The organism is Neobacillus sp. DFD-2R, from assembly GCF_057747865.1.
In genome coordinates this window covers 2,010,454-2,034,634 of record NZ_CM173228.1, presented here as the reverse complement: position 1 = coordinate 2,034,634, position 24,181 = coordinate 2,010,454, and the positions used below count along the sequence as shown (strand labels likewise).

The window sequence follows — 24,181 nt, the reverse complement described above, 5'->3', positions numbered from 1 at the left end:
TATAGTAGCTAGAAGGGATTCATCATAGTGGTAGTTGATGGGAGGTATCAATTTACATAATAAAATTATAGTTTCTTAACTTTAATCGGGCTAACCATTAGCACTGCAAGTAGGATTGTTATCCATGCATTGCTATATAAAAATAATCCCATACCAGCTAATGGCAGCCCGGCTGCAGGGATGGGGATACCTTTAAAATAGCCGATGGTTGGCTTGACGCTAAACCTCGCCAGCCTTAATGCCCCCATTGTCGGAAAAAGAATAAATGCCAGAGAAGTTAAAATGGATGGAACTGCCAATGAATGAAATAATAGTGCCGGAGCTACGCCAAAGCTAACAATATCAGCTAATGAATCAAGCTCAACACCAAATTCACTATTTACTTTTAATTTCCTTGCAATTCGACCATCAAATAGGTCTAGGATCGCCGAAAAGAAAATAAAAATTGCTGCTATTTGCAAAAATCCACTCATATTAAAAGTAATCGAAAAAACACCACATAATAAATTTCCGATGGTAAATAAATTTGGTACGGCTTTCACCAGATGGTTTACCAAGGCTTAAACCTCCTCTACTTTGGCCAATACTCCTTCTTATGTAGCATTTTCTTTATATAACGCCATTATGCTTATAAATAGCAAAAAAGAGAACAGATTAAACTGTCCTCCTATTCTTCTTCTACGTATGAGAGTTCACCATATCCTAAACGATGCAGCCTTTCAGCCATTTGTTCATGTCCAATGTCATTTGGATGAATTCGGTCGAGTGATAAATATTCTGTTTCATATCCATTAAACACTTTATTAATTTCCACAATAGAAATGTGGAAATCTTTTGCTAAGCTTTTTAGATGCTGATTGAAATGTTTTACCCATTTTATTGCAAAATCTTCTTTTTGGAAAGGGTTGTATAAGAGAAATAAACGGATCACAAATGGATGAATGGCGTCCTTTTTTAAATCGTGTATCCGCTGCATAATAGCTGAAAAATTCTTTTTACTGTCTTTTAATGATTTTTTCAATGCCGCTAAATTTTTGTCAGATTGAAATTGCCTTATAGCATTGATTAAATCATTTGTTCCCGCGGTAATTGTGATAATATCCGCTTCTTTAAGCTTTTCTTTAATGAACTCCTGTTGCAAATCATTTAAAACATCCTTCGTTTCAGCACCGGGACGCGCAAAGACATGAATAAAAACTTGGTCATCCAATTCCCGTTCCGCCATTCTTCTATATCTATGGACAAAACCCGGTGAAAAAATGGAAGAACCAACACCTGAAGATAAAGAGTCACCTAATGCAATATATGAATAACTCATAAAGTGCACACACCTCCCTGAAAAATGTCTTACTATATAGGTATTCTTTTATGGGCGGATGTGCTAATCAAGAAATTAAAAAAACATGACAATTCAGCATGTATCAAAAATAAAAAAGAACCTCTACCTGCTTTTTTTCATAAAATGCAAAAAAGATGAGTAGGTGGTATCTTTGGGAGGCTTAACATATTTTGATTTCTTAGCCAAGTTTGGTGTTGGCGGAGCCCATCCCGGTGGAATCCTTTTGACAAAAGAAATTCTTTCAGGTGAAAATATCTCTAACAGATCTTATGTTTTGGATGCCGGCTGTGGTACCGGACAAACAGCAGCTTATTTATATCATCAATATCAAGCAAATGTTTTAGGAATTGAAATTAATCCGATTATGTTAAAAAAAGCAAAAAAAAGATTTCAAAATCAGCAACTACCTATCAAATTAATTGAAGGGTCAGTAGAAAATATTCCTTTACCTAATCATACCTTTGATTTCATTATATCTGAATCTGTTTTAGCTTTTGTCGATAAACCGAAAGCACTTCGAGAGTTTTTCCGTTTACTAAAAAAAGGCGGTCGTTTAATCGCCAATGAAATGACCATTAATACAAAGCTTAGTCAGAAAGAAGAGGATGAAATCAAGAAATTTTACGCATTAGATTCATTATTGGTTGAAGAAAATTGGAGAAAATTATTAGAGGATATCGGATTTCAAAGTATTGAAATAAAAAAGGAAAAACAACCTATTAGTTCTGGCAACCATGCGCCTGAATTTCATTTCTCAAAGAACTTTGAACCTGAGCTTTTCGATATTTTTAATCAGCATGCCAGTATCGTTCTTAAGTATCATGATACATTGAGCTATAGGATTATAACTTGTACAAAAATGTAAAATGCAAGAAAAAGCCTCTATTTTCAACAATGAAAAGAGGCTTTTTCTATATATGATCGCACAATTCGTTTATTCTCTAAACATAAGCGTATATTATTAACATCTCGTCGAAAAATAAGGGCGTGAAAGGATTGGTGTTGAACATTGGATAAAACCTTAGGCTATCTACGTGAAATATTGTCGAATTATTCGGACGAGCATTCAGAAGGAAGGCATTTATATCGAAAGCTTTCAGAAGGACATTTTTCATCTGAAGGTTCTTTTGTTAGGCATTTGAACCAAAAAGAAATAGATTTTTTAAATAAGATACTTCCTAATGAGATAAAGTACGCAAAAGAAGAACAAGATGAAAAAAGAGCCCATGAATTAAATGAAGTGTATGAGCTATTATTTTAATAAGAAAAAGATGGCAGGATTGAACTGTCATCTTTTCTTTAGGAAATATCTCATATGCTTTTATAATTATTTCCTAGGTAAGCGCATGCAACGACAAAAGCTGATATTTTCCGTCTTTAACTCTACTTAAAAGCGACATGAAAGGATTGAATTTTTGTAAATATGCTTGAATACGACAATATTTAATAAATAGTGCCTGTATTAATTACTGGCTGGCTTCCTTTTTCTGATACTAACGCTACCATTAAATTATTAACCATTTGCGCTTTCTTTTCTTCGTCAAGTTTTACGATTCCTTCGCTGTTTAACTGATCGATTGCTGACTTTACCATTGAAACCGCTCCATCAACGATGACTTTTCTAGCTGCTAAGACTGCTTTAGCCTGCTGTCTTTGTAACATTGCATGAGCAATTTCACTGGAATAAGCTAGGTGCATAATTCTCGCTTCAATAATTTCCACCCCGGCCAGAACCAATCTCTTTTGGAGATCCTTTGTTAACTCGTCGCCAACTTCATCCGAATGCTGTCGTAACGAAATTTCATAATCATTATTAAAATTATCGTATGGATACTGACTGGCAATATGCCTTAAACCTGTTTCACTTTGTGTATGGACAAATACTTTGTAGTCTTCAACCCCAAATACGGCCTTCGCAGAATCCGAAACCTTATAAACAACAACTGCCGCAATTTCAATTGGATTTCCTTCAAGATCATTAACTTTTAATTTATCACTATTAAAATTTATTACCCGAAGCGATACTGTTTTTCTGACGGTTAAAGGAATGGTTAACCAAAAACCTTCTTGTTTTATTACCCCTAAATAACTGCCAAACAACGTAAACACCTTTGATTGATTCGGCTGAATCACTGTAAAACCACTTAGAAGGAGAAATGTTGCCAATCCGCACAAAATAGTGAAGAAAAACATGAAAAGATTACCATTGAGACTAAATTGCCTAATAAAAAACACTGTAAATATAACAAATAAAAGAAACAGGAGAAGTCCAAGAAATCCATTCATTTTATAAATCTTTTTTTCAATCACAGAAACCACACCTTTTATAAGAAATTTCCATCTTTCACCATAATAATAACATGTTAAGTTTAAAAGCGACATAAAAAGAAACTGCTATATACAAGGCTCTAATGGATATCCTTCTTTTTAAATCTCCCTCCGCGGACTTCTGCAATATCTGCTACTGCTAAAAATGCACTATCGTCATTTTCAGCGACGATTTCTTTTAATTTTGCTTCTTCAAGACGATTGATTACACAAAATATTACTTTTTTATCATCACCTGAGTAGGCTCCTTCTCCTTTAATGTACGTCACACCACGTCCAAGGCGGCTCATAATGGCATCGCCAATTTGATTTGCGTTTTCACTAATAATCCAAACCGATTTGGATTCATCAAGCCCGGTAATCGTAATATCAATCGTTTTGTAAGCAACAAAATAGGCGATCAGTGAGTACATTGCTCTATCCCATGTAAAGACAAATCCGGCACTCCCAAGGATAAATAGATTGAAAAACATAATAATTTCCCCAACTGAAAAGGGAAGCTTATTATTAAAAAGAATCGCAAGGATTTCGGTCCCATCTAATGAACCTCCGTACCGAATCACGATGCCGACTCCTATCCCTAGAACGATTCCCCCAAAAACAGAAGCAAGTAAAATATCTTGCGTAAACGCTGGAACTGGATGAAGTAATGTGGTGGTAATTGAAAGGATAATGATTCCATAGAGAGTGGATAAAGCGAAGGTTTTTCCAATCTGTTTATAACCAATGAAGAAAAATGGAATGTTTAGTAAAAATAGGAAAATCCCCAACTTCCAACCTGTAATATACGATAGCATGATCGAGATACCTGTTATGCCACCATCGATAACATTATTGGGCACGAGGAATATTTCAAGCCCAACCGCCATCAATGTAGCACCAAGCGTGATTAATAAAATTCGCTGTAATATTTTCCTCTTTGTTAATCGACGATGTTGAATTTTTTCCATAATTGCTACCTGCTGTTCAATTAAATTAATTTCTTGATTTCCTGTCATTATCTTTCCCCTTTCAAAAAACTGCCTAACTATAGTATATAAAACATTGCATTATACTTGTAATCATATGCTTAATGGTTAGAAACAAAAAACTGCCTGATTCATTCAGGCAGCATTATAATCAGCTTGGGTCTACTTCATCATAGGATAAAGTGGTAACACTGGTGTACTCCCCTCTTTCAACCTCTTTTTCCGTGGCACTTTGATTTAACTCTTCTTGGTCATCCATTCCTGGAGCAAGTGTTGGTTTCATTTGTTTATTGACTATTTTATTTTTCATTTCTTGGACAACTCCTTTCCATGAATATTTTCCCAAAAAGTTCGGGTAATATTCTAAAAGATTTGTCTCAAGGACTATACAAAAAGGAAAAGAGCCTCCTCAAAAGAGGAAGCACTTTGGGAATTAACATCTTGGGAGACCCAACCATGACATCAGCTAATTGATTAATCACTTTCTTCTAACGGTAATAAATCAAACCTTTAGAAGATTTAAAAAATCAGCCTATGTGTGTTGTTCCGTTGAAGGAATTAATTCACATGTAATAAAATGGAATTCAAATTCCTAAAAGAAACATTTTCGGTTTGTCACCGACTGGACTCATTTCCCATCCATTTGGGTCAGAATCTTGGCAATGTTTTAAAAGATTTCTAAAAAGATTTACACCTCTCCATTAAAATCTACATCGCTACACTTACCAAATTTTTTGGAATAACCTTACTATTTTTCGTTCACAAACGGAACGAACACGTATGGTTGAGCCTCCTAAAATGTTAATTTATTTTATTTATCTTTACACTCATAGTATAACACCAATTACCTGTAATAAACGGAATGCTTGTGACGAATTAATGAACTTTTCGGAATTAATAATTTCTTTATGTTTTTTATTATTTTGGGTCTCTCATACATTAGCCACTATTTTTGTCGTATGGTTATTAGTTAAATATGTAAATAAAGCTGACTCAAAAAGTCAGCTTTTTTTATGTTCATTATGCTTTTACACGGGCTCGTTTGATAAAAAATGCAAGAAGAAGGCCGACAAATGATATTCCGGTTGCAAAGATAAAGGAATCATTTATACCTTCGATAGTTGCTTGTTTCATCGTTTGTCCATAAATCAAATAAGTGGCAAGTTGGTTGCCGGCAGCTGTAGGCACTTGAACTAACGAGGCTAAACCCTGGCCAATTTGCAACATCTTACTTGCGATGAATGGGTTTGTGCTCGTTATAACATTTCCGTATTCACCCATGTGGACACCTGATCTTGTAGACATGACCGTAACAAGGAGGGCTGTGCCAATACTACCTGCAATCTGCCTTGCAGTATTTGATGCAGCTGTTCCATGTGCGCCCAAATGTCTTGGCAATTGGTTTAGTCCCTCAGTCATAACAGTCATCATTAAGAATGACATCCCAAACATCCGCATGACATAAAGTATAAGGATATGATTATAGGTTGTTGTCATACTCAAAGTAGTAAACTGCCATGTTGTAATAACTGTTATGGTTAAACCGGTTACGGCAAGCCACCTTGCTCCAATTTTATCAAAAATAGCACCGGCAATTGGCGACATTATCCCCATAATAATTGCTCCGGGAAGTAACATGAGTCCAGATTGTAAAGCTGTGAAGCCGCGTATATTTTGTAAATAGATTGGCAGCAAAATCATCGCACCAAACATGGCCATATTAATAATCATACTAATAATTGTCGTTAGGGCAAAAATATCATATTTAAAAACACGTAACTCAAGCATGGGTTTATCCGTGGTTAGCTCGCGTATGACAAAAGCGATTATGGAAACAATCCCGATTATAAGGGAGATTACCACGATTGTACTTGACCAGCCCTTACTTCCCGCCTCACTAAAGCCATATAATAGGAATCCAAATCCTAATGTCGAAAATAATAAACCCGGGAAATCAAATTTAGGATTAGTCACTTCCGTTACGTCCCTCATCCATAAGAAGCTGAGAATTAAATCCACGATCCCAATTGGAATAACAACATCAAATAATAGGCGCCATGAATAATGTTCGATAATCCATCCTGAAAGTGTAGGTCCGATAGCAGGAGCAAACAACATAACAATTCCCATCATTCCCATTGCCATTCCTCGTTTTTCAGGTGGGAAAAGAGAAAAGAACACAGTCATTAATAGTGGCATAATAACACCGGCACCACATGCCTGAACAATTCTGCCAATCATCAGAAGACTAAAGTTTGTTGACATCGAACAAATAATCGAACCAATTGTAAAGAGAAGAACAGCCGTTATGAATAGTTTCCTTGTACCAAACTTTTCAATCAAGTAGGCAGTTACCGGGATACAAATTCCGTTTACCAACATATAGCCAGTAGATAACCATTGTACAGTTGTCGCAGAAATATTTAAATCCGCCATTATATGCGGGATTGCCACGTTTAGCAAGGTTTGGTTTAAAATTGCAACAAATGCGCCTAGCATTAGAGCAGTAAGAATTTTACCTTTGCCAACCTCTTTTTTTGCATCTTGCACTCTGGACAATCTTTCCGACTTTTTCTCTTTTTTGGGATGAACATTTGCCTCTACATATTCTAATGCAGGTTCTGCAATAGCCGATTCCTTAAGCAAATCTTCTACTTGATCTTGTAAATCCTTATGGTTTTCTATTTTATCGGTAGAATTGTTTTCACTATCTTGTAGAGAACGTATTCTTTTTTTCTTTGTAAATAAATAATTCAAGATTATTAACAGCAAAATGCTGAAAATGACATAAACCGTGACATATATTGACATCTTATCACCTACTTATGGATTCTCACGGTCACGTTCATACCTGGAACTACTTGAAGTCCTTTATAATCATCTAACGATATTTTCACAGGAATAACTTGGGTAACTTTCGTATAGTTACCTGTGCTATTCGTACTTGGTAGCAGTGAAAAAGTTCCTGAAGTGGCTAAACCGATTTGGGTAACTTTCCCTTTAAGTGCTGTATTTGGAAACGCATCTACATAAACATCAACATCTTGGTTTACTGCTACTTCGTCTATACTTGTTTCTTCGATATTAGCTGTTACCCATAAATGATCAAGGTCGTAAACAATTGCGAGTGGCATACCAGCCGCAACAAATGAATCTTTAACTGCGTTGTTCTGAACAACCGTTCCGTTACTTGGTAGTGTCACTGGTATTTGAATTGGTGCAGGAGACGTACCAGCAGAAAGGATCGTGCCTATTTGATCATCTTTTGAGAAATGATCGCCGACTTTTGCATTCCAATCGAATAATTTACCATTTGCAGGAGCCATTATAGTTACTTGTTGTCCTGAAATTTGAGCATTGTCTGTTGTTATATAATTTACAGTACGATTGTAGTAAGAATAGGCTGCAAATCCTCCACCTACCAAAATAATTAAAATAATGATATTTAAAATCAGCAGTCGTTTTGTATTCATGAAAACCTTTCCTCCTCAAGCTTTAGCTTTGATAAAACAAGTTTGTGTAAACGCAAAAGGTGCGCAATTTCTTCCTCAGGTAAATCAAGCACTTCATTCAATTTTTTTATGAAAATGGAATCGGAGGAATATAGCTTATCTAATAAACTCGTTCCTTTTTCTGTTAAGTGTATTGAAACAGATCTGCGATTTTCAGGGGGAACAACCCTTTTAACTAATTCACTATGAACTAAACGGTCAATGACACCACTAACTGTACTATTCGTTAGCCTCAACTTTTCAGCCAATTCACCTAATCCAATATTTGGACTAGTAGAAAGTTGATAAAGTGCTTTAAGTTGAACAACTGTAATACCCACTCGATCTGCATCTGATTTAACAAGCCGATAGATGGCCTTATTGATTTCCGAAAACGACTCCAATATTTCATTATTTAAAGCGTACATCACTTCCTCCTTTCTCTAGATAACCTAAAGATTCATTGTGAAACATTTCGTATACGAAATAAATTATTACAAAAATAAATTATAAACAGTTACCCTTTAGTATGTCAACTAGAAAGTTTTCCACTCCAAAACATCCCTATTTCTTAAAATCCGCTAGATTAAAACAAGTTGTTCATATTTTTTCTCAAAAATATTAGGGAACATTAAGAACAAAAAGGAAGGACTGAATTTCATGTATGATTCAATAAAAAAATATACGAAACCTTTCAATTCGATTGAAGAACTTGAACCTCTTTTTCAGGCAATCGGTGATGCAAAATACGTACTACTTGGAGAGTCTTCCCATGGAACATCGGAATATTATACACTAAGAGCTAAATTAACCAAAAAATTAATAAAAGAAAAAGGGTTTTCATTTATAGCGGTTGAAGGTGATTGGCCTGCATGCCAAGGTATTAATCGATATATTAAAAGTATTGAAAATACAACAAAAGATGTAAAAGAAGTACTTGATTCATTTAACAGATGGCCGACTTGGATGTGGGCCAATCGTGAAATAATTGATTTGGTTCAGTGGTTGAGAGAATTTAATATCCAATCAGGTCAGAGAAAAAAAGTTGGTTTTTACGGATTAGACGTATATAGCCTTTGGGAAAGCATGGACGAAATTATCGCGTATTTAGAGAAAAACCACTCACCTGTCCTTGATACTGCGAGAAAAGCATTCTCATGCTTTGAACCATATAACCGAAATCATGAATCATATGCCGTTTCTGCAGGGTATTTATCAGAAAACTGTATAACTGAAGCTCTTGAATTATTAGCATCGATTCGTAAAAATAAATGGAAGTTTGATGATGATGAAGAAAGTAACTTGAATATGGAAGTGAATGCCCTTGTCACTGCACATGCTGAGCAATATTATCGAACAATGGTGGTAAGTGATGCAGAATCATGGAATGTTCGAGACCGGCACATGGTGGAAGCTTTAGAGGCTATAATGAAATTTTATGGTGAAGACGCAAAGGTAATAGTCTGGGAGCATAACACCCATGTTGGAGATGCTCGTGCCACCGATATGAAGAATGAGGGGATGGTGAATGTCGGACAATTGCTTAGAGAAAATCATGGCCATAAAGATGTATTTATTGTAGGTTTTGGGACATACTCCGGGTCAGTCATTTCATCCGCCGAATGGGGATCCGATTTTAAAAATACGATTGTTCCTCCTGCCCAATATGGAAGCTGGGAATACCTAATGCATGACACTGGTGCATTTAACAAATATCTATTATTCACAGAAACGAACAGAGAAGAATTTAACACAACTATTGGACATCGCGCCATCGGCGTCGTTTACCGCCCTGAATATGAACATTTTGGAAATTATGTACCTTCCATTATGAGTCAAAGATACGATGGATTTATTTTTATTGATCAAACCAAAGCTTTACACCCTCTTTTAATAGAAAAAGTTGTTTTATAACACAAAAGGTCTTCCTTTAAAAAGAGGGAAGACCTTTTTTAATTGAAAAAAGGTTTTATGAAATATCCTATTTTGATCCCGGTGCAGGTTGGTCTACTCCCTTAACATGATGACTATGCCCATCATTTTCTGATGTCTTAAAATCATAATAATGTACATGCATTCCATTTCCAACAGGAATGGCAGGTCCTGAATATGCTTGATAATGATGTGTATGGCCATCCTCAAACAAAACATATCCTTCCGTATAATGGATATGCCCCACATCATGAGTCATAATTGGTGGTGATGTGACATCTAAACATTGGTGGACATGCCCGCCTGAAACACCTGTATAATCAACTGATCCATGATTATGATGCGGAACAAATCCTTGGACAAAATCGTCTTTTCCCGTTTTCCTCATTTTATACCACCCCATTATTTAGAGATGTTTAATATATATGCAAAAACCTTTGCATAAAATCCTATTTTTGGACATTTAAGAAATGGACTTATTATATATTTAGGAGTTTATTTCCAATAATTTTATTAATACATAAGCAAGAAAATGATTCCGCATACTACTTTTGTAATTTCAATTTAAACACGAAAGAGGGATTTTTCACATGACAGTTGGTACACAAGTAAAACAAGCTTTAGCTGGTTTAAAAAGTGCACAGGCAAGTTTTGAGACCTTTGCGCTAGCTACCGATAACCAAAACGCAAAACAGCTTTATCAACAAGCTGCTCAGCAAACACAATCCGTTCTTGATAGCATTGAGCCGCGTCTTAAAGAAATTCAGGCTGAAGAACCTCAATACAATCAATAATAATAAAAAAGGTTGGCGATTCTGCCAACCCCTTTTTTCATTTCCTTATTGATTTACACCCTCTTATTGTTTTTAAAAGCAAATGGAAAGGTTGATGTAATGTGACAATAGCCGCAAATGTAAAACAATGCCTTTCATCCATTAAAAATATAGAATCACAGTTATCCTCGCTCGCGTTAAACTCCCTTGACGAGGATGCTAAAAAAGTTTTTCATGAAACCATGTTAACTATGATGGATGTAAAAAAAGATCTTCAGTCACGAGTTTTCGAACTTGAACGTCAAGAACCGCAGTATAAAGGTTCATAATTTTTGAGGTGAGAAACGATGCCAGGATGGCTATATATTGTATCAAGGTCAATTATCTTCTTACTGCTTTTGTTTATTACAACAAAAATAATCGGAAAGAAACAAATCTCAGAACTTTCTTTCTTTGAGTACGTTGCAGGTATTACAATTGGGAGTATCGCCGGTGAAGTTGTCACCGGACTGGAAAGTAATATGTATCACGGGGCATTGGCAATTATCGTATTTGGCCTAGTTACATTTATGGCGAACTTTCTTTCTTTAAAAAGTAAAACATTCCGTGATATTGTCGAAGGCAGAGGTACCGTCTTAATTAAGGATGGGAAAATATTAGAAGATAATTTAAAGAAGGAGAAATATACCATTGATGAATTATCGGCCTTACTTCGTCAAAAAGATATCTTTAGAGTCGCTGACGTTGAATTCGCAGTCTTAGAACCACGGGGCAATCTAAGTGCCCTCTTGAAAAAAGAAAATCGCCCTCTAACTCCAAAAGATTTGCAAATGAAAACTGCAAATGAAAAAGAACCTCAAACTATTATTATGGATGGAAAAATTTTAGATGAACCATTACGTTCAGCCGGAAAAAGCCGCGGGTGGTTGCAAACAGAATTAGAAAAACTTGAGGTAACACTTGATAACGTTTTCCTAGGACAAGTTGACACATACGGAGAACTTAGCATCGATATTTATGATGATAAATTAAAAGTACCTTCACCTGCACAACGGCCGCTTTTAATGGCAACGTTAAAGAAAACACAAGCAGATTTAGAATTATTTTCACTTGAAACTGATTGCGAAATATCAAAAGAAATGTATAAAAAAAATGCAGCTAAAGTACAAGAAGCTATCGAAAAATTAACCCCCTATCTAAATGGGTAAAAGTTTTTAAAAAAGATCCTTATCTTAAAAGTCGATAAGGATCTATGCTTATGCACTAGCATTTTGTCTACGAGGAATTTCTTTCTTGTGCGATACATAACTATGCAACATCATCCCACCCATAACTAAAATCATTCCACACCACGATAATGCAGTAGGGAAAGCAGAGTTTAAGAGGAAGAGTTCACCAATTAAAGCAAATAATACCTCCATTGATTGGGTTGCTTCAACTGCAGCAAGCTTCTGCATATTTCCTCGCACTAAATCTGTTGCTTGAAAAAACAAAATAGTTGCAATGACACCGGAGGAAACCGCAACAAGTCCTGATTGAATTGATTGCTCCAAGCTTGGAGGACCCACTGTTTGTAAACCATATATGGCCAAAGCAATCCAAAAAGGAAGACTGGCTAAAGTCATTCCTAATACTCGTTGAAACGCGTCCAGGCGGCCTCCAGAAATGTCCATCATCTTTCTGTTTCCTAAAGGATAAGCAAAAGAAGCCATGACAACAGGGAATACACCCAGTGCTAACCTAAGAAGTGATAGATGGTTTGCTTGTTCCAATTGCATCAGGATAATACCAAGTAAAATAAGCAAAGACATGGCTAAACCCTTGTAAGGTATTTTTCCCTTTACCTGTATTGAACCTTTATCAGTATGGACCATTTCGTAAAAAAATGGAGCCAATAAAGATCCGGAGATAATCGTAATTTGCCATGTGGCTGCAATAAGCCATCCTGGAGCATAGGAAGCTGAAAAACAAATCGGAGCATAAAATAATCCGAAGCCGACAGAGCTCCAGATAAACCATGCACCCGGCTGCTTTTTCATTTCACTTAGCAGTGATTTAAGGTTTCTTCTACCTATTACGATTATTAAGAGAAATGGTACCATAAAGAAATACCTTAATGAAGAACTCCAAATCCAACTTCCTCCTGCCAGGTCCATCTTCCTGTTAAGAATAAATGTAAATGCAAAAAAGAAAGCGGCAAAAATGCCTAATATAATGGACCGCATTGATTCCCTTCCCTTCTTTTTTCTGTTTCAATTCCAACCCTTTTTACTATAGCCATAGGATTTTTATCCATTATTTTAGTATATCAGAATTCAGAATTATTTGTTGATACTAAAAAAATCGATTTAATAATTAACTGAAATAAAAATAACCCCATTCCGGGGTTATTTTTATTTCGGGCTTGGTCGATGAAAAAGCCCCATAACTTCTATCGTTTCAGTAATATTAACGAATGCATCTGTGTCGACCTCCGAAATGAGGTTCTTTACTTCATTTAGTTCATAACGGGAAATTACAGTAACTAAAATATTACGTTTATCATTCGAATAACCGCCAACACCATCCATGATTGTTAAGCCTCTATACAAATTGGTAAGCAAATGCTTCCTCATTTCCTCACCCTTATTGGTAATAATCATGATTGTCAGCTTCGCATGATCAGTGTATATGGTATCCACAACTTTTCCGGTTACATAGATGGAAACTAATGTATTAAGCGCCGAATCCCAATTAAACAAAAAGCCACTGATTACGATAACAACTGCGTTCATACCCGAAAGCAAAACACCGATTGGAAAGTCTCTTTTTCTCGCAATAATCATACCAATGATGTCAAATCCGCCAGTTGATCCTGAACAACGGAAGACAATCCCTACCCCCAGTCCTGTTAAGGCACCACCGAAGATCGAAGATAGAATTGTATCCTTCGCAATTTCATGGACAGGAACTAAATATAGACCTAAAGATATAATCAATACAGAAAAGATTGAATTCAAGACAAACTTTTTGCCAATCATTTTATATCCGATAATTAATAACGGAAAGTTCAATAGGAAGTTTGCCAGCCCTGTATTAAGAGGAGTAATCATCCCCAAAATCATTGAGATCCCGCTTAGCCCACTACTTAACACTTCATGGGGGATTAAGAAAAGGTTAAATCCCACTACAACGATAAGGGATCCGATAATAATTCCAATAAATCTCACGGAAAAGTCCTCCTCACACCTGCCATATTTCTTTTAGAAAATAATACCGATTCTTATCGCTAATGTAAATTTAAAAGTTTTTTATAATAATAATAAATTATCTGTCAATTACAATTTTGTTGCTTCTTTACCCATTTCCCACTCGTTTTTTCAATACAAACTAAAGATTAACTTGATTCTTAAAGTGAATATTTATACACATAAAATCAATATTCATGCTATAATATAATTTTGCTCTGTTATATTTTTAACGAGAATACATTGACAATTTTACAATAGTATTTATACTTTAGGAGTATATTAATTTCATATCATAAATCCTCATCAAACCGATGAGGTAGAGGTCGCGGTTTTTATTAGTATAACGGATGAGATGCAGAGATATCCCTGACTCCGTTAGAAAGGAAAAGCTGCCGAAGTGTGCTTTCATCTCTGGAAAAGCATGCTGGGGCTGTCTCCAAATAGGAACAGAACTGTCACGTTTGGCCCTGCCAGCCATTCGTGTTGAGCTATCTTTCGGAAGGTATGATGCGGGGTATTGACAATGCCATCGATTCTACTTCGATGGTATTTTTTATTCCAAACTCCTTCCAAAAATAAATAAAAGGAGTCAAGACAATGCAAACTGCACGTGTAATAAAAGAAAGTTATACACCTAAAAATGAAGCAACGGAATTAAAACGAAGCTTAAAAGCTCGTCACCTTACAATGATTTCACTGGGAGGAACAATTGGTACCGGTTTATTTCTTGCCAGTGGTGGAGCTATCCATTCTGCCGGTCCCGGAGGTGCCCTTCTTTCCTATCTTGTAATTGGTGTCATGGTTTATTTTTTAATGACCAGCCTTGCCGAAATGGGTGCCTATATGCCTGTTGCAGGAAGCTTTAGCACATATGCAAACAAATTTGTAGATCCTTCCCTCGGCTTCGCCCTTGGGTGGAATTACTGGTATAACTGGGCGATTACAATTGCTGCCGAATTATCTGCGGTAACGATGATTATGAAGTTCTGGTTTCCGCATACTCCTTCATTTATATGGAGCGCAGTCTTTTTAATCATTATGTTTCTATTAAATTATCTTTCTGTAAAGGGTTTCGGGGAGGCTGAATACTGGTTCTCACTTATTAAAGTAGTTACCGTTATTATCTTTGTTATTGCTGGTGCATTGATGATTTTTGGGATTATGGGTGGTCACGTAATCGGCTTTAAAAACTTCACGATTGGCGATGCACCATTCCATGGCGGCTTTATGTCCATGCTGGGAATCTTTATGGCAGCTGGCTTCTCCTTCCAAGGAACAGAACTTTTAGGGGTTGCTGCAGGAGAAACGGATGACCCGTCCAAATCAATTCCTCGTGCTGTAAAACAAGTATTCTGGCGTATTCTTTTATTCTATGTATTAGCTATCCTAGTAATTGGACTTTTGATTCCTTATACAAACAGTTCTTTGGCAAATAGTGATGTAAGTGTATCTCCTTTTACACTTGTTTTTCAAAAGGCAGGAATTGCCTTCGCTGCATCTGTTATGAATGCTGTCATTTTAACAGCAGTATTATCTGCAGGAAATTCAGGAATGTACGCTTCAACTCGTATGCTGTGGGATTTAGCACGTCAAGGCAATGCACCTAAATTCCTTGGTAAATTAAACAAAAATGGTGTACCCGTTAATGCATTAATTGTCACTTCGTTAGTAGGTACGCTCGCATTCCTTGCTTCTTTATTTGGAGATGGCACTGTTTATGTATGGTTATTAAACGCTTCCGGAATGTCGGGATTTATCGCATGGCTCGGAATTGCCATTTGTCATTACCGTTTCCGGAAGGCATATGTTGCCCAAGGTAAAGACTTAAACTTATTACCTTATAAATCAAAATTCTTCCCATTTGGACCAATCTTCGCTTTTGCTGTCTGTGGATTTGTTGTTTTAGGACAAAACTACTCAGCATTTATGGGAGATCATGTCGATTGGAATGGCGTTTTAGTTTCTTACATCGGTTTACCATTGTTCCTGATTTTATGGCTTGTCTATAAATTTACGAAAAAGACAAAGGTTATTCCTTTACAGAAATGTGATTTATCAAATTAATTACGCTAGCACGCAATTGCGCGTGCTATTTTTTTATCCCATAAACTCAGAAAATTTCGAATGTTTTATCCATTTTATTAATTCCGCGGATTTTTTATCTTTACCCGCGAGTTTAGTCTTTAATTCCGTGTGGATTTACGATAATTCCGCCTCCTTTAAAGATATTTCCACAAAAGCAGAGCTCTTAACCCTGAAAATAAAAAATATTCCTATTTCATATTAGAAAGAAAAAAGCATTATCCCCAAACAGGAAATAATACTTTAAAGCCTGACTATAACCTCAGTTCCATCATTTAATTTGGTTTCAACTAAAATTAATCCTTTATGCTCTGAAAGAGCCTTCAACAATGGTTTTAAATCTTTCCTACTTATTTGCGGTACTTTAAAGTCTTTTCCGTCTTTCTCAATCGCCTTATTGGCATATCTAATCATTCTTTTTGATGTAAGAAGACCGCTTAACATGTTTAAGAGCTGGTATGGGACTGGAACGGTAAATTTTTTATCCTTGATGCTAATTTTCACCTTTATCATTAGCATCACTCAATGATAACGAATACTTTTTCGCCTTTGGCAGAGGTAATATCGACGATTTGTCCGTCCACTTCATTTTCAATGGCTTCAATTAACAGATCAATATTTATATCCTTTACATATTTTTCAGCTTCGGGGATTTTCTCAGCAATGCTAGTGCCGACTTTTAAAACAGCTTTAACAAGTTTTATTGGCAAATTAACGTTTACATTGTCACCCACCTCTGAGGCAACTCTAATTTTTAGCATTTTATTGTTGTAAGGAGATTCTTTACTTAATTTATCTGCTTTATCTTTTCCCTGCAACACATCGATCAATTCAGTCGCTTTTTCCTTATCCAGCTTTCCTTCCTCGACCATCGTTAAAACTTTGGTAATTTCGTCTTTCATTTACAATTCCCCCTCTTTCAATAATTGGATAGCCTCTTCCGCAGTTATTTCACCTTTTTCCAACATCGAAACAACCTTTTTCTTATCAACTTCTATTTTCTTATTTGACGTGTAACCAAGGGAAGAAATGATATCATCCAATTTCCCGCGAACAGTTGGATAGGATATCCCCAATTCTTTTTCAACCTCTTTAATGTTTCCGCGAGATTTTAGAAAGATTTCGATAAAATGAAGCTGCTCTTGACCTAGAGATGCAAATTTAGATAGTTCAAATTCATTTTCCACTGTAGTATGGCAATGGCTGCATTGTAATTTTGTAATTCTTAATTGTTTGCTGCAAACGGGGCAGTTTGAAATTAGCGGATAAGCCATATTACTCTCCCTTCCTACTTTAACCAAATTATACAACACATCATTCAAGATTTGAATAGTTAAATTTATTTTTTTAATTATTTTAACGAAAATAATTAAAATTATTTAACTTCATATTAATTTCAAGTAAGTATTACTCAGTATTCATAACTAAATAAAAAATCTTAGCTTTCACATTCGAAGATTCAGAAATGGACACAATAATCATGAAATCTTTTATTCGTAAAATAGTTGCTTCATCATTTTGTGGTATACTGAAAAGGAATGAAAAAAAGGGGTGTCAAATTGAGGAGCGTAAATAACCGCTATAAAAATGGTCAAATTGTGAATATTAAAGAAACCGGTGAGGAAGTCACCATATTAAAATGGCAATATGTAAAAAACATGAAAAGATACTCTTACATTGTTAAGGAATATCCGGGGACATTTTTTTTCGAAGAAGAACTACAAAATCCCTAGAATTTGAAAAAAGAAAAGAAGACCAATTAGCGAATTGGTCTTCTTTTCTTTTTTGCCTTTTATAATTGATCAGAAATTAAAATTCAGCATTTCCCGGTGTCCTTGGGAATGGAATGACATCACGGATATTAGACATTCCTGTTAAATACATAATTAAGCGTTCAAAACCAATGCCATAGCCGGAATGTTTTGTGCCGCCGTATTTTCTTAATTCAAGGTACCACCAATAATCTTCCTTAGTCATGCCAAGATCAGTGATTTTACCTGCCAAAATGTCTTCGCGCTCTTCACGTTGACTTCCACCAATCAGTTCGCCAATTCCAGGCACAAGTAAATCAGTTGCCGCAACAGTTTTGTTATCTTCGTTTAATCTCATATAGAACGCCTTAATCTCTTTTGGATAATCAGTTACAAAGACTGGTCTCTTAAAGACTTTTTCGCATAAATAACGCTCATGCTCTGTTTGAAGGTCCAGTCCCCACTCAACCGGATAGGCAAATGTTTCACCTGAATTTTTTAACATCTCAATTGCCTCTGTATAAGTAACACGGCCAAAATCAGCTGTATGTGCATTATTTAAACGATCTAGTAAGCCTTTTTCAATAAAGTTATTAAAAAAGTTCATTTCTTCAGGGGCTTGTTCTAAAACATACCCAATGACATACTTCACCATATCTTCTGCAAGGTCCATAATATCCGGAAGCTCAGCAAAAGCAAGTTCAGGCTCAAGCATCCAAAATTCAGCCGCATGTCGCGCTGTGTTGGAGTTTTCCGCTCTGAATGTCGGGCCGAAAGTATATACGTTACGGAATGCTAATGCGAATGCTTCGGCATTAAGCTGCCCGCTTACCGTAAGATTCGATTCCTTACCGAAAAAGTCTTTAGTTGAATCGACTTTACCTTCTTCATTTTTAGGAAGATTCTCCATATCCAAAGTTGTCACTCTAAACATTTCTCCTGCACCCTCAGTGTCACTTCCAGTGATAATTGGGGTATGAACATAAACAAATCCTCTATCCTGGAAAAATTTATGCAAAGCATAGGAAGCTAAAGACCGTATACGGAAAACTGCCGCAAAAGTATTGGTTCTAGGTCTTAAATGGGAAATTGTTCTTAAATATTCAAACGAGTGTTTTTTCTTTTGTAATGGATAGTCGACGTTTGAAGTTCCTTCAACCACAATTTCTGTCGCTTTAATTTCAAATGGCTGCTTCGCTTGCGGAGTGTGAATAAAATCCCCTTCCACTTTAATGGAAGAACTGATTGGCAGCTTTGCGATGTCTTTGAAGTTCTCCAATTGCTCATCAAAGACAATTTGCACGCCTTTAAAAAAGCTGCCATCATTTAATTCGATGAAACCAAAGGTTTTGGAATCACGAACGGTACGAACCCAGCCGGATAATTGGATCTTCTGTTCGATGAAGCTTTCTGTGTTTCTGTACAAATCCTTAATTAAGGCTTGTTTCATTGGTTTTCCTCCTAAATCTTATGTAAAAAACAATAAAACCTCTCATCCCCGTTGGGACGAAAGGTAAAATTCCATGGTACTTATCATCATTTTTCTTTTATCCCTTCAATATTATATAAAAATCATACTAGATAAGCAATATTCAACACATTTACTGTTTAAATAGAATATTTATTTTGTTTTGTTGTGGATTCCCTTAAAAAAAAGTCTACTCCTGTTGAAATATGTTCACAAAGCCACTCAAGCCTGTCTTGAAAAGCCTCTTCACAATCAGTAAAAAGGTGATCTGTTTCATACCAAGAGATTTTTTTAGGAGAGCTAGCAGCTGAAAAATACGCGGATGATTGATCTTGTCCGATAAATACATCATTTTTTGCAAATTGAAAATAGACTGATGCAGGGGCAGCATTTTTAACATAGTGAATCGCATCTAATTTTTGTAAATTTGAAATAAAATATTCAAACCGTTCAGGGGTTAGGAAGCATCGAATTAATTCAGCCATTGGATGGTCATTCGTCAAATGCCATTCGGAGGCTTTTGCATAGCCGGCGATCAAGATGTATGTCTTGATTCTATGTTCGATTCCTGCCAAAACTCCCCCCCAAGTACCACCAAAGCTATGGCCAACATAGGCAATTTGGTTTTCGTCAACACAGTCCAGATTACAGAGCAGATCTACACCCCTTCGCAAATCCATAATCGTTTGAATATATTTTTCTATATCCACTAACACTTCAATGGTTTTAGCCAATTTTTGTTGTTCAGGTAATTCCTGAGTACTCTTTCTACGTAAAAAAGGGGAATTAATTAATAGTGAAATATATCCTTTCGAGGCAAGGAATTCGGCTTCCTTTAAAAATGAATCCCGGCTTCCCTGTCCCGGATGCAAATAAAGGACAGCCGGGTGTGAGCAAGCTGTATCCGGAACAATCAGATAGGCAGGAACCTCCCCTTTGAAAGGGCTTTCAAAATAGACATCCTTAATGGAATAACCTTTTTTTGAAATAGACGCCATCTCCTTAAATCCTGTAAGAATATCTCCTTTGTATTCAAACATCCGCTACCGCCCCCAAGATAAATCTTTCAATTAAATTTATTTGAATATTCAGTGAAATATAATATAAAAATAAAATAAATTACCAAAGCGAATTTCTAACTATATAAAAAAAAGTTTTTAAACATTTTGTATAATTCTATTTTACCATCTTTTAACTTTGAATCGACAGGGAATTATCTCCACACTAAAAAAACCTTGATGGTTTATATCAAGCTTAAGAATTTTAATTATTTCATTTTCAATTTCCGTTATTTCCATGTTTTTATCATAAAGAAAGTTAAACTATTCCACTTCGGAAAGAAGCTTTAAAATGACAACAACTTTAGTCTAATATTTAAAACAAAAATCCATATTTTGCTATATTTATATAAAAATATTCAGAAAACAAGCAGGAAATTTTAGATTGTGGTCGAATTTATAAACAAATGTTCGATTCTTGATTAAGGGGGGTTTCCTGTGGATAAGGTAACTTGTATTGCGTTTCTCCTTTACCATTCTTCAAAGAGTCAAGACATCAGAGAGAAAGCCATTCAATTGTTGAATGGCGATGTGTCAATTCGGGATTTAAAAAGGATTGTTGCAATTCAGCCTCATTTAGTGATAGCAGAGTCGTTATTAAAAAAGAACAAACTAGATAAAAACCAAGTCCAAAGCTTTGCAGAAGAATTCATGTTAATTGAAGTTTAAAACTTCCTTTAGGAAGTTTTTTTCATCTTACTTCTTTCTCATAACATAATATTTCATTGCCGTATTTCCATACTTTAGATTTATAATAAACAAAACCTACTGATTTCCAAAAGGAATGTGCCTTTGTATTTTCTTTCAATACACCGATTCGTATATGCTTCACACCTCGTTCATACATTTCATTTTCAAAAAGCGCATAAGCTTGTGCACCAAATCCATAGCCTTGGTATTCCCGATGGATCATTAAAAGTCCAAGCCATGGATAATGATCATTTGGATTTACCAATAAATAATCAATCACGCCAATATAGGTATCATCAAGTTTGATGAAAGAACTAATGGAATGGGGATTAATAAATTCTTCTTTAATAACATCAATTGTCCTGGACTCCTCTCCGTTTTCATAAGCATTGTATTCAGGGTTTGAATTGATGATCTCTAACGCAATATAAAGTGTCTCATTTGTAATTCCTTCAAAATACATCGGCATATGGTATTTCCCCCAAGAATTATTTTGAAACCATTTTACAGGTTGAGTTTTTCCTGTCGTAGTTTTCGCGATTAATGGATTGTTTGCACCTCTGATGTGAACCCGTTAGCTTAGGCTGCTGTTTTTTATTTGCAAATTATGAATTTATTTCTACGGCTTTTATTACGTAATATTCCTTTGGTACATTTGCCATAAGGGGACTAATTCCTTTTGTTGTAACCATATGAAGTTCATGCATAGCCCTTGTGCAGACAGTATAAAACAGTTTTCGTTCACTTTCATTTTTATATTGAGAACTATCGTAGAGGATGACTGCATCGAATTCTATTCCCTTTGCCAAATACGAAGGAATGACAAGAATCCCTTTTTCATAGGAGATTGTTCCCTTTTCAATTAAATGAAGACGAATTTCATTTTTAAGTGCATCGTAGGCTATTTTACTTTCTTCTGCTGTTCTACAAATAACAGCAATCGTTCGATGACCATCTTTCTGAAACTCCTTGATTTTAGTAACCACGAAACTATTTACCATAATAGGTTCCACGTTTGTGACAATTGGTTTTCTACCCAACCTGTTAAACGGCTCAATTTTTTCGCCGTCTTCAATTAAAGCACTGGTGAATTCCACAATTTCTTTTGTAGAACGGTAAGTTTTGGTTAAAACAAATGATTCAACATCTTCCCCTTCGATTTCAAGATCCGTTAAAACAGTCGCAGCACCTGTTGCACCTGAAAAGATTGCTTGATTAAAGTCACCGAGAAGGGTTATTTTACTATAGGGAAACAGCTTTTGTATAAAAGCAAATTGAAACGGAGTATAGTCTTGAGCCTCATCAATAAATATTTGACGGATGGATGTGTTTGATCTACGTCCACCAATTAAATCCTGTAAATATACAAATGGTGTGGCATCCTCGTAGTAAATTTCCATCTTGTTTAACTTTTTCACTGTTTGGATAGAAATTTGTTCCCAATTGTCCTGCAGACTTTCCGATTTCTTTTCATTTCCCTTAAACAATTGAAGATAAATACCCATCATATTAATGAATTTTAACCGTTTGACTTTGGTAAAGAGCGGTTTGAATTTCTCCTTCACCACCATTTCGGCAAGAAGCTTTTGTTCTTGTGCAAAATCGTCAAATGTATTTTCCGTAAAACGATTCTTTTCCTGCATTTGTTTGAAAACTTCAAGATAATCCTCTTTTTCAAGAAATTGGATCTCTTCTTCCACCCAACTTTTCGAACGTTCTTGTTTAACTCTTCTCTTTAATTCCCTTAATAGCCATTCCTTTACAAGCTGGATCCGGTTCGGAATCGAATAACTTTCCTCTATTGAATAAAAATAATCATGAATTGCCACTTTGGAGATTAAAACTTCCCCTCTAAAAGTTAAATCTATAAAAATCAAACCATTTTTGGACAATCTATTAGCATACTGATCCATCATTTTCTTAAATTCAAGACTTGCCTTAAAACGAACACTATTGACTCTTACGTCATAATTCAGGTCTTCTCTTTCGTTAAGTAAATATTCCATTTGAGTAAAGGAGTCTTCGACATTGAATTCATTACCTAAACGGTGAGTTAAATATTCCATATACGTAGCCTGCTTCATATTCTCTTCGCCCAGTTCAGGTAGAACAGTTGCAACATAGCTATTAAATAACGGGTTAGGTGAAAAAAGCATTATATTTTCTGATTTTAATGTTTCACGATAGCGGTATAACAAATAAGCAACCCGTTGCAATGCTGCTGAAGTCTTTCCGCTTCCGGCTACACCTTGGACGATGAGCAGCTTACTACGTTCATTACGGATAATTTGGTTTTGCTCACGCTGAATAGTTGCAACAATACTTTTCATCTGTGTGCTGGCGTTGCTCCCCAGCACCTCCTGAAGCATTTCATCGCCAATGGTTACACCTGTATCAAACATACCTTTTATTTCTGAAGACCTAATAAGAAATTGGCGCTTTAATTTCATTTCTCCTTCAATCATTCCATCCAGTGTTTTATATCGTGCAGGACCCGGGGGGAAATCATAATAAAGGCTGGAAATCGGAGCGCGCCAATCATAAATTAAAAAGTCTTCGTCAGACTCGTCCATAAAGGAGGCGATTCCCAAATAAACTTGATCAGTTGATTTTTCTCCATTTTCCAAAAAGTCAATTCGACCAAAATAAGGGGAATATTTTAATCGCTCCAACGTTTTAAGTTCTTTATCCATTTGTCTATGCGTCCGCTCACGTTCTGAAAGAAGCTCAGCCTGTTGTTTAATACTTGCTGCCGTTTCAGCCATATCATCCGGCTCATCTAAATTGACAGTTACATCCTGCCAAAATGTTTTTCTAAGCTCGAACACATCTGAGTTTACCTTACCTGCATTCTGTCCGAGCTTATTTACTTTTTTTTCAATCTCCTTTATAACTAACCTGACACGTTCTTGCTCCATTTGCCAGTCTTTATTTTGTAAATCGCTCATTTGTCCACTCTCCCGAAATAATTTGAGCCTTCTGTTTGACAACTACAATTAATTGTGATAATGTTATTATAGGAAAAATATATTAACAGACAAATTCATTTAGACCGAATTTAATCTTATCAC

At 35.7% G+C, this 24,181-nt stretch carries 27 protein-coding genes and 1 riboswitch; of the genes, 9 read left to right on the top strand and 18 right to left on the bottom strand.

Annotation, left to right across the window (positions count from 1 at the left end; translation table 11 throughout):
• Window positions 1-65: 65 nt before the first annotated feature.
• Both pssA and AC3ANV_RS10185 read right to left on the bottom strand, forming a co-directional pair.
• Window positions 66-557 (bottom strand): CDP-diacylglycerol--serine O-phosphatidyltransferase, encoded by a 492-nt coding sequence (gene pssA, locus AC3ANV_RS10190; protein WP_488313505.1) that lies wholly within the window; start codon window positions 555-557, stop codon window positions 66-68.
• Between the two features lie 110 nt (window positions 558-667).
• Window positions 668-1,318, bottom strand: coding sequence for a GDSL-type esterase/lipase family protein (locus AC3ANV_RS10185; RefSeq protein ID WP_488313504.1), 651 nt, complete (start codon window positions 1,316-1,318; stop codon window positions 668-670).
• 244 nt (window positions 1,319-1,562) lie between these two features.
• Between AC3ANV_RS10185 and AC3ANV_RS10180 the strand changes: the two genes are divergently transcribed.
• On the top strand, window positions 1,563-2,204 hold the full coding sequence (locus AC3ANV_RS10180) for a class I SAM-dependent methyltransferase (RefSeq protein ID WP_488313503.1): 642 nt from the start codon (window positions 1,563-1,565) through the stop codon (window positions 2,202-2,204).
• A 144-nt stretch (window positions 2,205-2,348) separates the two neighbouring features.
• A complete protein-coding gene (locus AC3ANV_RS10175) occupies window positions 2,349-2,600 on the top strand; it encodes a sigma-G-dependent sporulation-specific acid-soluble spore protein CsgA (RefSeq protein ID WP_488313502.1) in 252 nt (83 codons plus the stop codon).
• A gap of 182 nt (window positions 2,601-2,782) precedes the next feature.
• Here the strand turns inward: AC3ANV_RS10175 and AC3ANV_RS10170 are convergent, their stop codons facing one another.
• From AC3ANV_RS10170 to AC3ANV_RS10145, 6 genes are all read right to left on the bottom strand, one after another.
• Complete coding sequence (locus AC3ANV_RS10170; protein ID WP_488313501.1) at window positions 2,783-3,649, bottom strand: SPFH domain-containing protein; 867 nt, start codon at window positions 3,647-3,649, stop codon at window positions 2,783-2,785.
• A gap of 98 nt (window positions 3,650-3,747) precedes the next feature.
• Window positions 3,748-4,617: a YitT family protein gene (locus AC3ANV_RS10165; RefSeq protein WP_488314176.1), complete on the bottom strand. Its 870-nt coding sequence runs from the start codon at window positions 4,615-4,617 to the stop codon at window positions 3,748-3,750.
• Between the two features lie 169 nt (window positions 4,618-4,786).
• A complete protein-coding gene (locus AC3ANV_RS10160; protein WP_488313500.1) occupies window positions 4,787-4,945 on the bottom strand; it encodes a hypothetical protein in 159 nt (52 codons plus the stop codon).
• 710 nt (window positions 4,946-5,655) lie between these two features.
• The gene (locus tag AC3ANV_RS10155; RefSeq protein WP_488313499.1) at window positions 5,656-7,446 is read right to left on the bottom strand and encodes a DHA2 family efflux MFS transporter permease subunit; all 1,791 of its coding nucleotides are present in this window, start codon (window positions 7,444-7,446) and stop codon (window positions 5,656-5,658) included.
• An 8-nt stretch (window positions 7,447-7,454) separates the two neighbouring features.
• Window positions 7,455-8,108 (bottom strand): HlyD family secretion protein, encoded by a 654-nt coding sequence (locus AC3ANV_RS10150; RefSeq protein WP_488313498.1) that lies wholly within the window; start codon window positions 8,106-8,108, stop codon window positions 7,455-7,457.
• Window positions 8,105-8,554 (bottom strand): MarR family winged helix-turn-helix transcriptional regulator, encoded by a 450-nt coding sequence (locus tag AC3ANV_RS10145; protein WP_488313497.1) that lies wholly within the window; start codon window positions 8,552-8,554, stop codon window positions 8,105-8,107. Before AC3ANV_RS10145 ends, AC3ANV_RS10150 begins: the two co-directional genes overlap by 4 nt.
• A 232-nt stretch (window positions 8,555-8,786) precedes the next feature.
• Between AC3ANV_RS10145 and AC3ANV_RS10140 the strand changes: the two genes are divergently transcribed.
• A complete protein-coding gene (locus AC3ANV_RS10140) occupies window positions 8,787-10,040 on the top strand; it encodes an erythromycin esterase family protein (protein WP_488313496.1) in 1,254 nt (417 codons plus the stop codon).
• A gap of 67 nt (window positions 10,041-10,107) precedes the next feature.
• Here the strand turns inward: AC3ANV_RS10140 and AC3ANV_RS10135 are convergent, their stop codons facing one another.
• A complete protein-coding gene (locus AC3ANV_RS10135) occupies window positions 10,108-10,446 on the bottom strand; it encodes a YmaF family protein (RefSeq protein WP_488313495.1) in 339 nt (112 codons plus the stop codon).
• Between the two features lie 202 nt (window positions 10,447-10,648).
• Here AC3ANV_RS10135 and AC3ANV_RS10130 point away from each other — a divergent pair, with 202 nt between their 5' ends.
• From AC3ANV_RS10130 to AC3ANV_RS10120, 3 genes are all read left to right on the top strand, one after another.
• Window positions 10,649-10,852 carry a DUF1657 domain-containing protein gene (locus AC3ANV_RS10130; RefSeq protein ID WP_488313494.1) on the top strand — a complete coding sequence of 68 codons (204 nt, stop codon included), beginning with the start codon at window positions 10,649-10,651 and terminating at the stop codon, window positions 10,850-10,852.
• A 101-nt stretch (window positions 10,853-10,953) separates the two neighbouring features.
• The gene (locus AC3ANV_RS10125; protein WP_488313493.1) at window positions 10,954-11,160 is read left to right on the top strand and encodes a DUF1657 domain-containing protein; all 207 of its coding nucleotides are present in this window, start codon (window positions 10,954-10,956) and stop codon (window positions 11,158-11,160) included.
• Window positions 11,161-11,178: 18 nt separating this feature from the next.
• A complete protein-coding gene (locus tag AC3ANV_RS10120) occupies window positions 11,179-12,039 on the top strand; it encodes a DUF421 domain-containing protein (RefSeq protein ID WP_488313492.1) in 861 nt (286 codons plus the stop codon).
• A 48-nt stretch (window positions 12,040-12,087) separates the two neighbouring features.
• Here the strand turns inward: AC3ANV_RS10120 and AC3ANV_RS10115 are convergent, their stop codons facing one another.
• Both AC3ANV_RS10115 and AC3ANV_RS10110 read right to left on the bottom strand, forming a co-directional pair.
• A complete protein-coding gene (locus AC3ANV_RS10115) occupies window positions 12,088-13,056 on the bottom strand; it encodes a DMT family transporter (protein ID WP_488313491.1) in 969 nt (322 codons plus the stop codon).
• A 168-nt stretch (window positions 13,057-13,224) separates the two neighbouring features.
• A complete protein-coding gene (locus AC3ANV_RS10110; protein ID WP_488313490.1) occupies window positions 13,225-14,040 on the bottom strand; it encodes a YitT family protein in 816 nt (271 codons plus the stop codon).
• A 330-nt stretch (window positions 14,041-14,370) separates the two neighbouring features.
• Window positions 14,371-14,560: riboswitch (Lysine riboswitch) on the top strand.
• A gap of 98 nt (window positions 14,561-14,658) precedes the next feature.
• Here AC3ANV_RS10110 and AC3ANV_RS10105 point away from each other — a divergent pair.
• On the top strand, window positions 14,659-16,125 hold the full coding sequence (locus AC3ANV_RS10105) for an amino acid permease (protein WP_488313489.1): 1,467 nt from the start codon (window positions 14,659-14,661) through the stop codon (window positions 16,123-16,125).
• A 261-nt stretch (window positions 16,126-16,386) separates the two neighbouring features.
• Here the strand turns inward: AC3ANV_RS10105 and AC3ANV_RS10100 are convergent, their stop codons facing one another.
• The 3 genes from AC3ANV_RS10100 to AC3ANV_RS10090 are packed head-to-tail and all read right to left on the bottom strand — an operon-like array spanning window position 16,387 to window position 17,417.
• A complete protein-coding gene (locus AC3ANV_RS10100) occupies window positions 16,387-16,656 on the bottom strand; it encodes a hypothetical protein (RefSeq protein ID WP_488313488.1) in 270 nt (89 codons plus the stop codon).
• A 5-nt stretch (window positions 16,657-16,661) separates the two neighbouring features.
• Window positions 16,662-17,045 (bottom strand): SHOCT-like domain-containing protein, encoded by a 384-nt coding sequence (locus AC3ANV_RS10095; protein ID WP_488313487.1) that lies wholly within the window; start codon window positions 17,043-17,045, stop codon window positions 16,662-16,664.
• Window positions 17,046-17,417, bottom strand: coding sequence for a DUF2089 family protein (locus AC3ANV_RS10090; RefSeq protein ID WP_488313486.1), 372 nt, complete (start codon window positions 17,415-17,417; stop codon window positions 17,046-17,048). It lies immediately after the preceding gene.
• 285 nt (window positions 17,418-17,702) lie between these two features.
• Here AC3ANV_RS10090 and AC3ANV_RS10085 point away from each other — a divergent pair, with 285 nt between their 5' ends.
• Window positions 17,703-17,876 carry a hypothetical protein gene (locus tag AC3ANV_RS10085; RefSeq protein ID WP_488313485.1) on the top strand — a complete coding sequence of 58 codons (174 nt, stop codon included), beginning with the start codon at window positions 17,703-17,705 and terminating at the stop codon, window positions 17,874-17,876.
• 76 nt (window positions 17,877-17,952) lie between these two features.
• Here the strand turns inward: AC3ANV_RS10085 and asnS are convergent, their stop codons facing one another.
• Window positions 17,953-19,344, bottom strand: a complete 1,392-nt coding sequence (gene asnS, locus AC3ANV_RS10080; RefSeq protein ID WP_488313484.1) for an asparagine--tRNA ligase — start codon at window positions 19,342-19,344, stop codon at window positions 17,953-17,955.
• A 158-nt stretch (window positions 19,345-19,502) separates the two neighbouring features.
• The gene (locus AC3ANV_RS10075) at window positions 19,503-20,402 is read right to left on the bottom strand and encodes an alpha/beta hydrolase family protein (protein WP_488313483.1); all 900 of its coding nucleotides are present in this window, start codon (window positions 20,400-20,402) and stop codon (window positions 19,503-19,505) included.
• A gap of 456 nt (window positions 20,403-20,858) precedes the next feature.
• On the opposite strand from AC3ANV_RS10075, the gene AC3ANV_RS10070 reads away from it, so the two are divergent.
• Window positions 20,859-21,089, top strand: coding sequence for a hypothetical protein (locus AC3ANV_RS10070; RefSeq protein ID WP_488313482.1), 231 nt, complete (start codon window positions 20,859-20,861; stop codon window positions 21,087-21,089).
• Window positions 21,090-21,111: 22 nt separating this feature from the next.
• On the opposite strand, the gene AC3ANV_RS10065 is transcribed toward AC3ANV_RS10070, so the two are convergent.
• Together AC3ANV_RS10065 and helD are read right to left on the bottom strand one after the other, a co-directional pair.
• A complete protein-coding gene (locus AC3ANV_RS10065; RefSeq protein ID WP_488313481.1) occupies window positions 21,112-21,579 on the bottom strand; it encodes a GNAT family N-acetyltransferase in 468 nt (155 codons plus the stop codon).
• 136 nt (window positions 21,580-21,715) lie between these two features.
• Complete coding sequence (gene helD, locus AC3ANV_RS10060; RefSeq protein WP_488313480.1) at window positions 21,716-24,058, bottom strand: RNA polymerase recycling motor HelD; 2,343 nt, start codon at window positions 24,056-24,058, stop codon at window positions 21,716-21,718.
• Window positions 24,059-24,181 lie beyond the last annotated feature (123 nt).

Bases quoted from the DNA above. Each gene is read 5' to 3' on its own strand.
- AC3ANV_RS10185 (WP_488313504.1), bottom strand. From the start codon at position 1,318: ATGAGTTATTCATATATTGCATTAGGTGACTCTTTATCTTCAGGTGTT.
- AC3ANV_RS10165 (WP_488314176.1), bottom strand. From the start codon at position 4,617: ATGGAAAAAATTCAACATCGTCGATTAACAAAGAGGAAAATATTACAG.
- AC3ANV_RS10160 (WP_488313500.1), bottom strand. From the start codon at position 4,945: ATGAAAAATAAAATAGTCAATAAACAAATGAAACCAACACTTGCTCCA.
- AC3ANV_RS10155 (WP_488313499.1), bottom strand. From the start codon at position 7,446: ATGTCAATATATGTCACGGTTTATGTCATTTTCAGCATTTTGCTGTTA.
- AC3ANV_RS10150 (WP_488313498.1), bottom strand. From the start codon at position 8,108: ATGAATACAAAACGACTGCTGATTTTAAATATCATTATTTTAATTATT.
- AC3ANV_RS10145 (WP_488313497.1), bottom strand. From the start codon at position 8,554: ATGTACGCTTTAAATAATGAAATATTGGAGTCGTTTTCGGAAATCAAT.
- AC3ANV_RS10140 (WP_488313496.1), top strand. From the start codon at position 8,787: ATGTATGATTCAATAAAAAAATATACGAAACCTTTCAATTCGATTGAA.
- AC3ANV_RS10135 (WP_488313495.1), bottom strand. From the start codon at position 10,446: ATGAGGAAAACGGGAAAAGACGATTTTGTCCAAGGATTTGTTCCGCAT.
- AC3ANV_RS10130 (WP_488313494.1), top strand. From the start codon at position 10,649: ATGACAGTTGGTACACAAGTAAAACAAGCTTTAGCTGGTTTAAAAAGT.
- AC3ANV_RS10120 (WP_488313492.1), top strand. From the start codon at position 11,179: ATGCCAGGATGGCTATATATTGTATCAAGGTCAATTATCTTCTTACTG.
- AC3ANV_RS10115 (WP_488313491.1), bottom strand. From the start codon at position 13,056: ATGCGGTCCATTATATTAGGCATTTTTGCCGCTTTCTTTTTTGCATTT.
- AC3ANV_RS10105 (WP_488313489.1), top strand. From the start codon at position 14,659: ATGCAAACTGCACGTGTAATAAAAGAAAGTTATACACCTAAAAATGAA.
- AC3ANV_RS10100 (WP_488313488.1), bottom strand. From the start codon at position 16,656: ATGATAAAGGTGAAAATTAGCATCAAGGATAAAAAATTTACCGTTCCA.
- AC3ANV_RS10095 (WP_488313487.1), bottom strand. From the start codon at position 17,045: ATGAAAGACGAAATTACCAAAGTTTTAACGATGGTCGAGGAAGGAAAG.
- AC3ANV_RS10090 (WP_488313486.1), bottom strand. From the start codon at position 17,417: ATGGCTTATCCGCTAATTTCAAACTGCCCCGTTTGCAGCAAACAATTA.
- asnS (WP_488313484.1), bottom strand. From the start codon at position 19,344: ATGAAACAAGCCTTAATTAAGGATTTGTACAGAAACACAGAAAGCTTC.
- AC3ANV_RS10075 (WP_488313483.1), bottom strand. From the start codon at position 20,402: ATGTTTGAATACAAAGGAGATATTCTTACAGGATTTAAGGAGATGGCG.
- AC3ANV_RS10065 (WP_488313481.1), bottom strand. From the start codon at position 21,579: ATGCCGATGTATTTTGAAGGAATTACAAATGAGACACTTTATATTGCG.
- helD (WP_488313480.1), bottom strand. From the start codon at position 24,058: ATGAGCGATTTACAAAATAAAGACTGGCAAATGGAGCAAGAACGTGTC.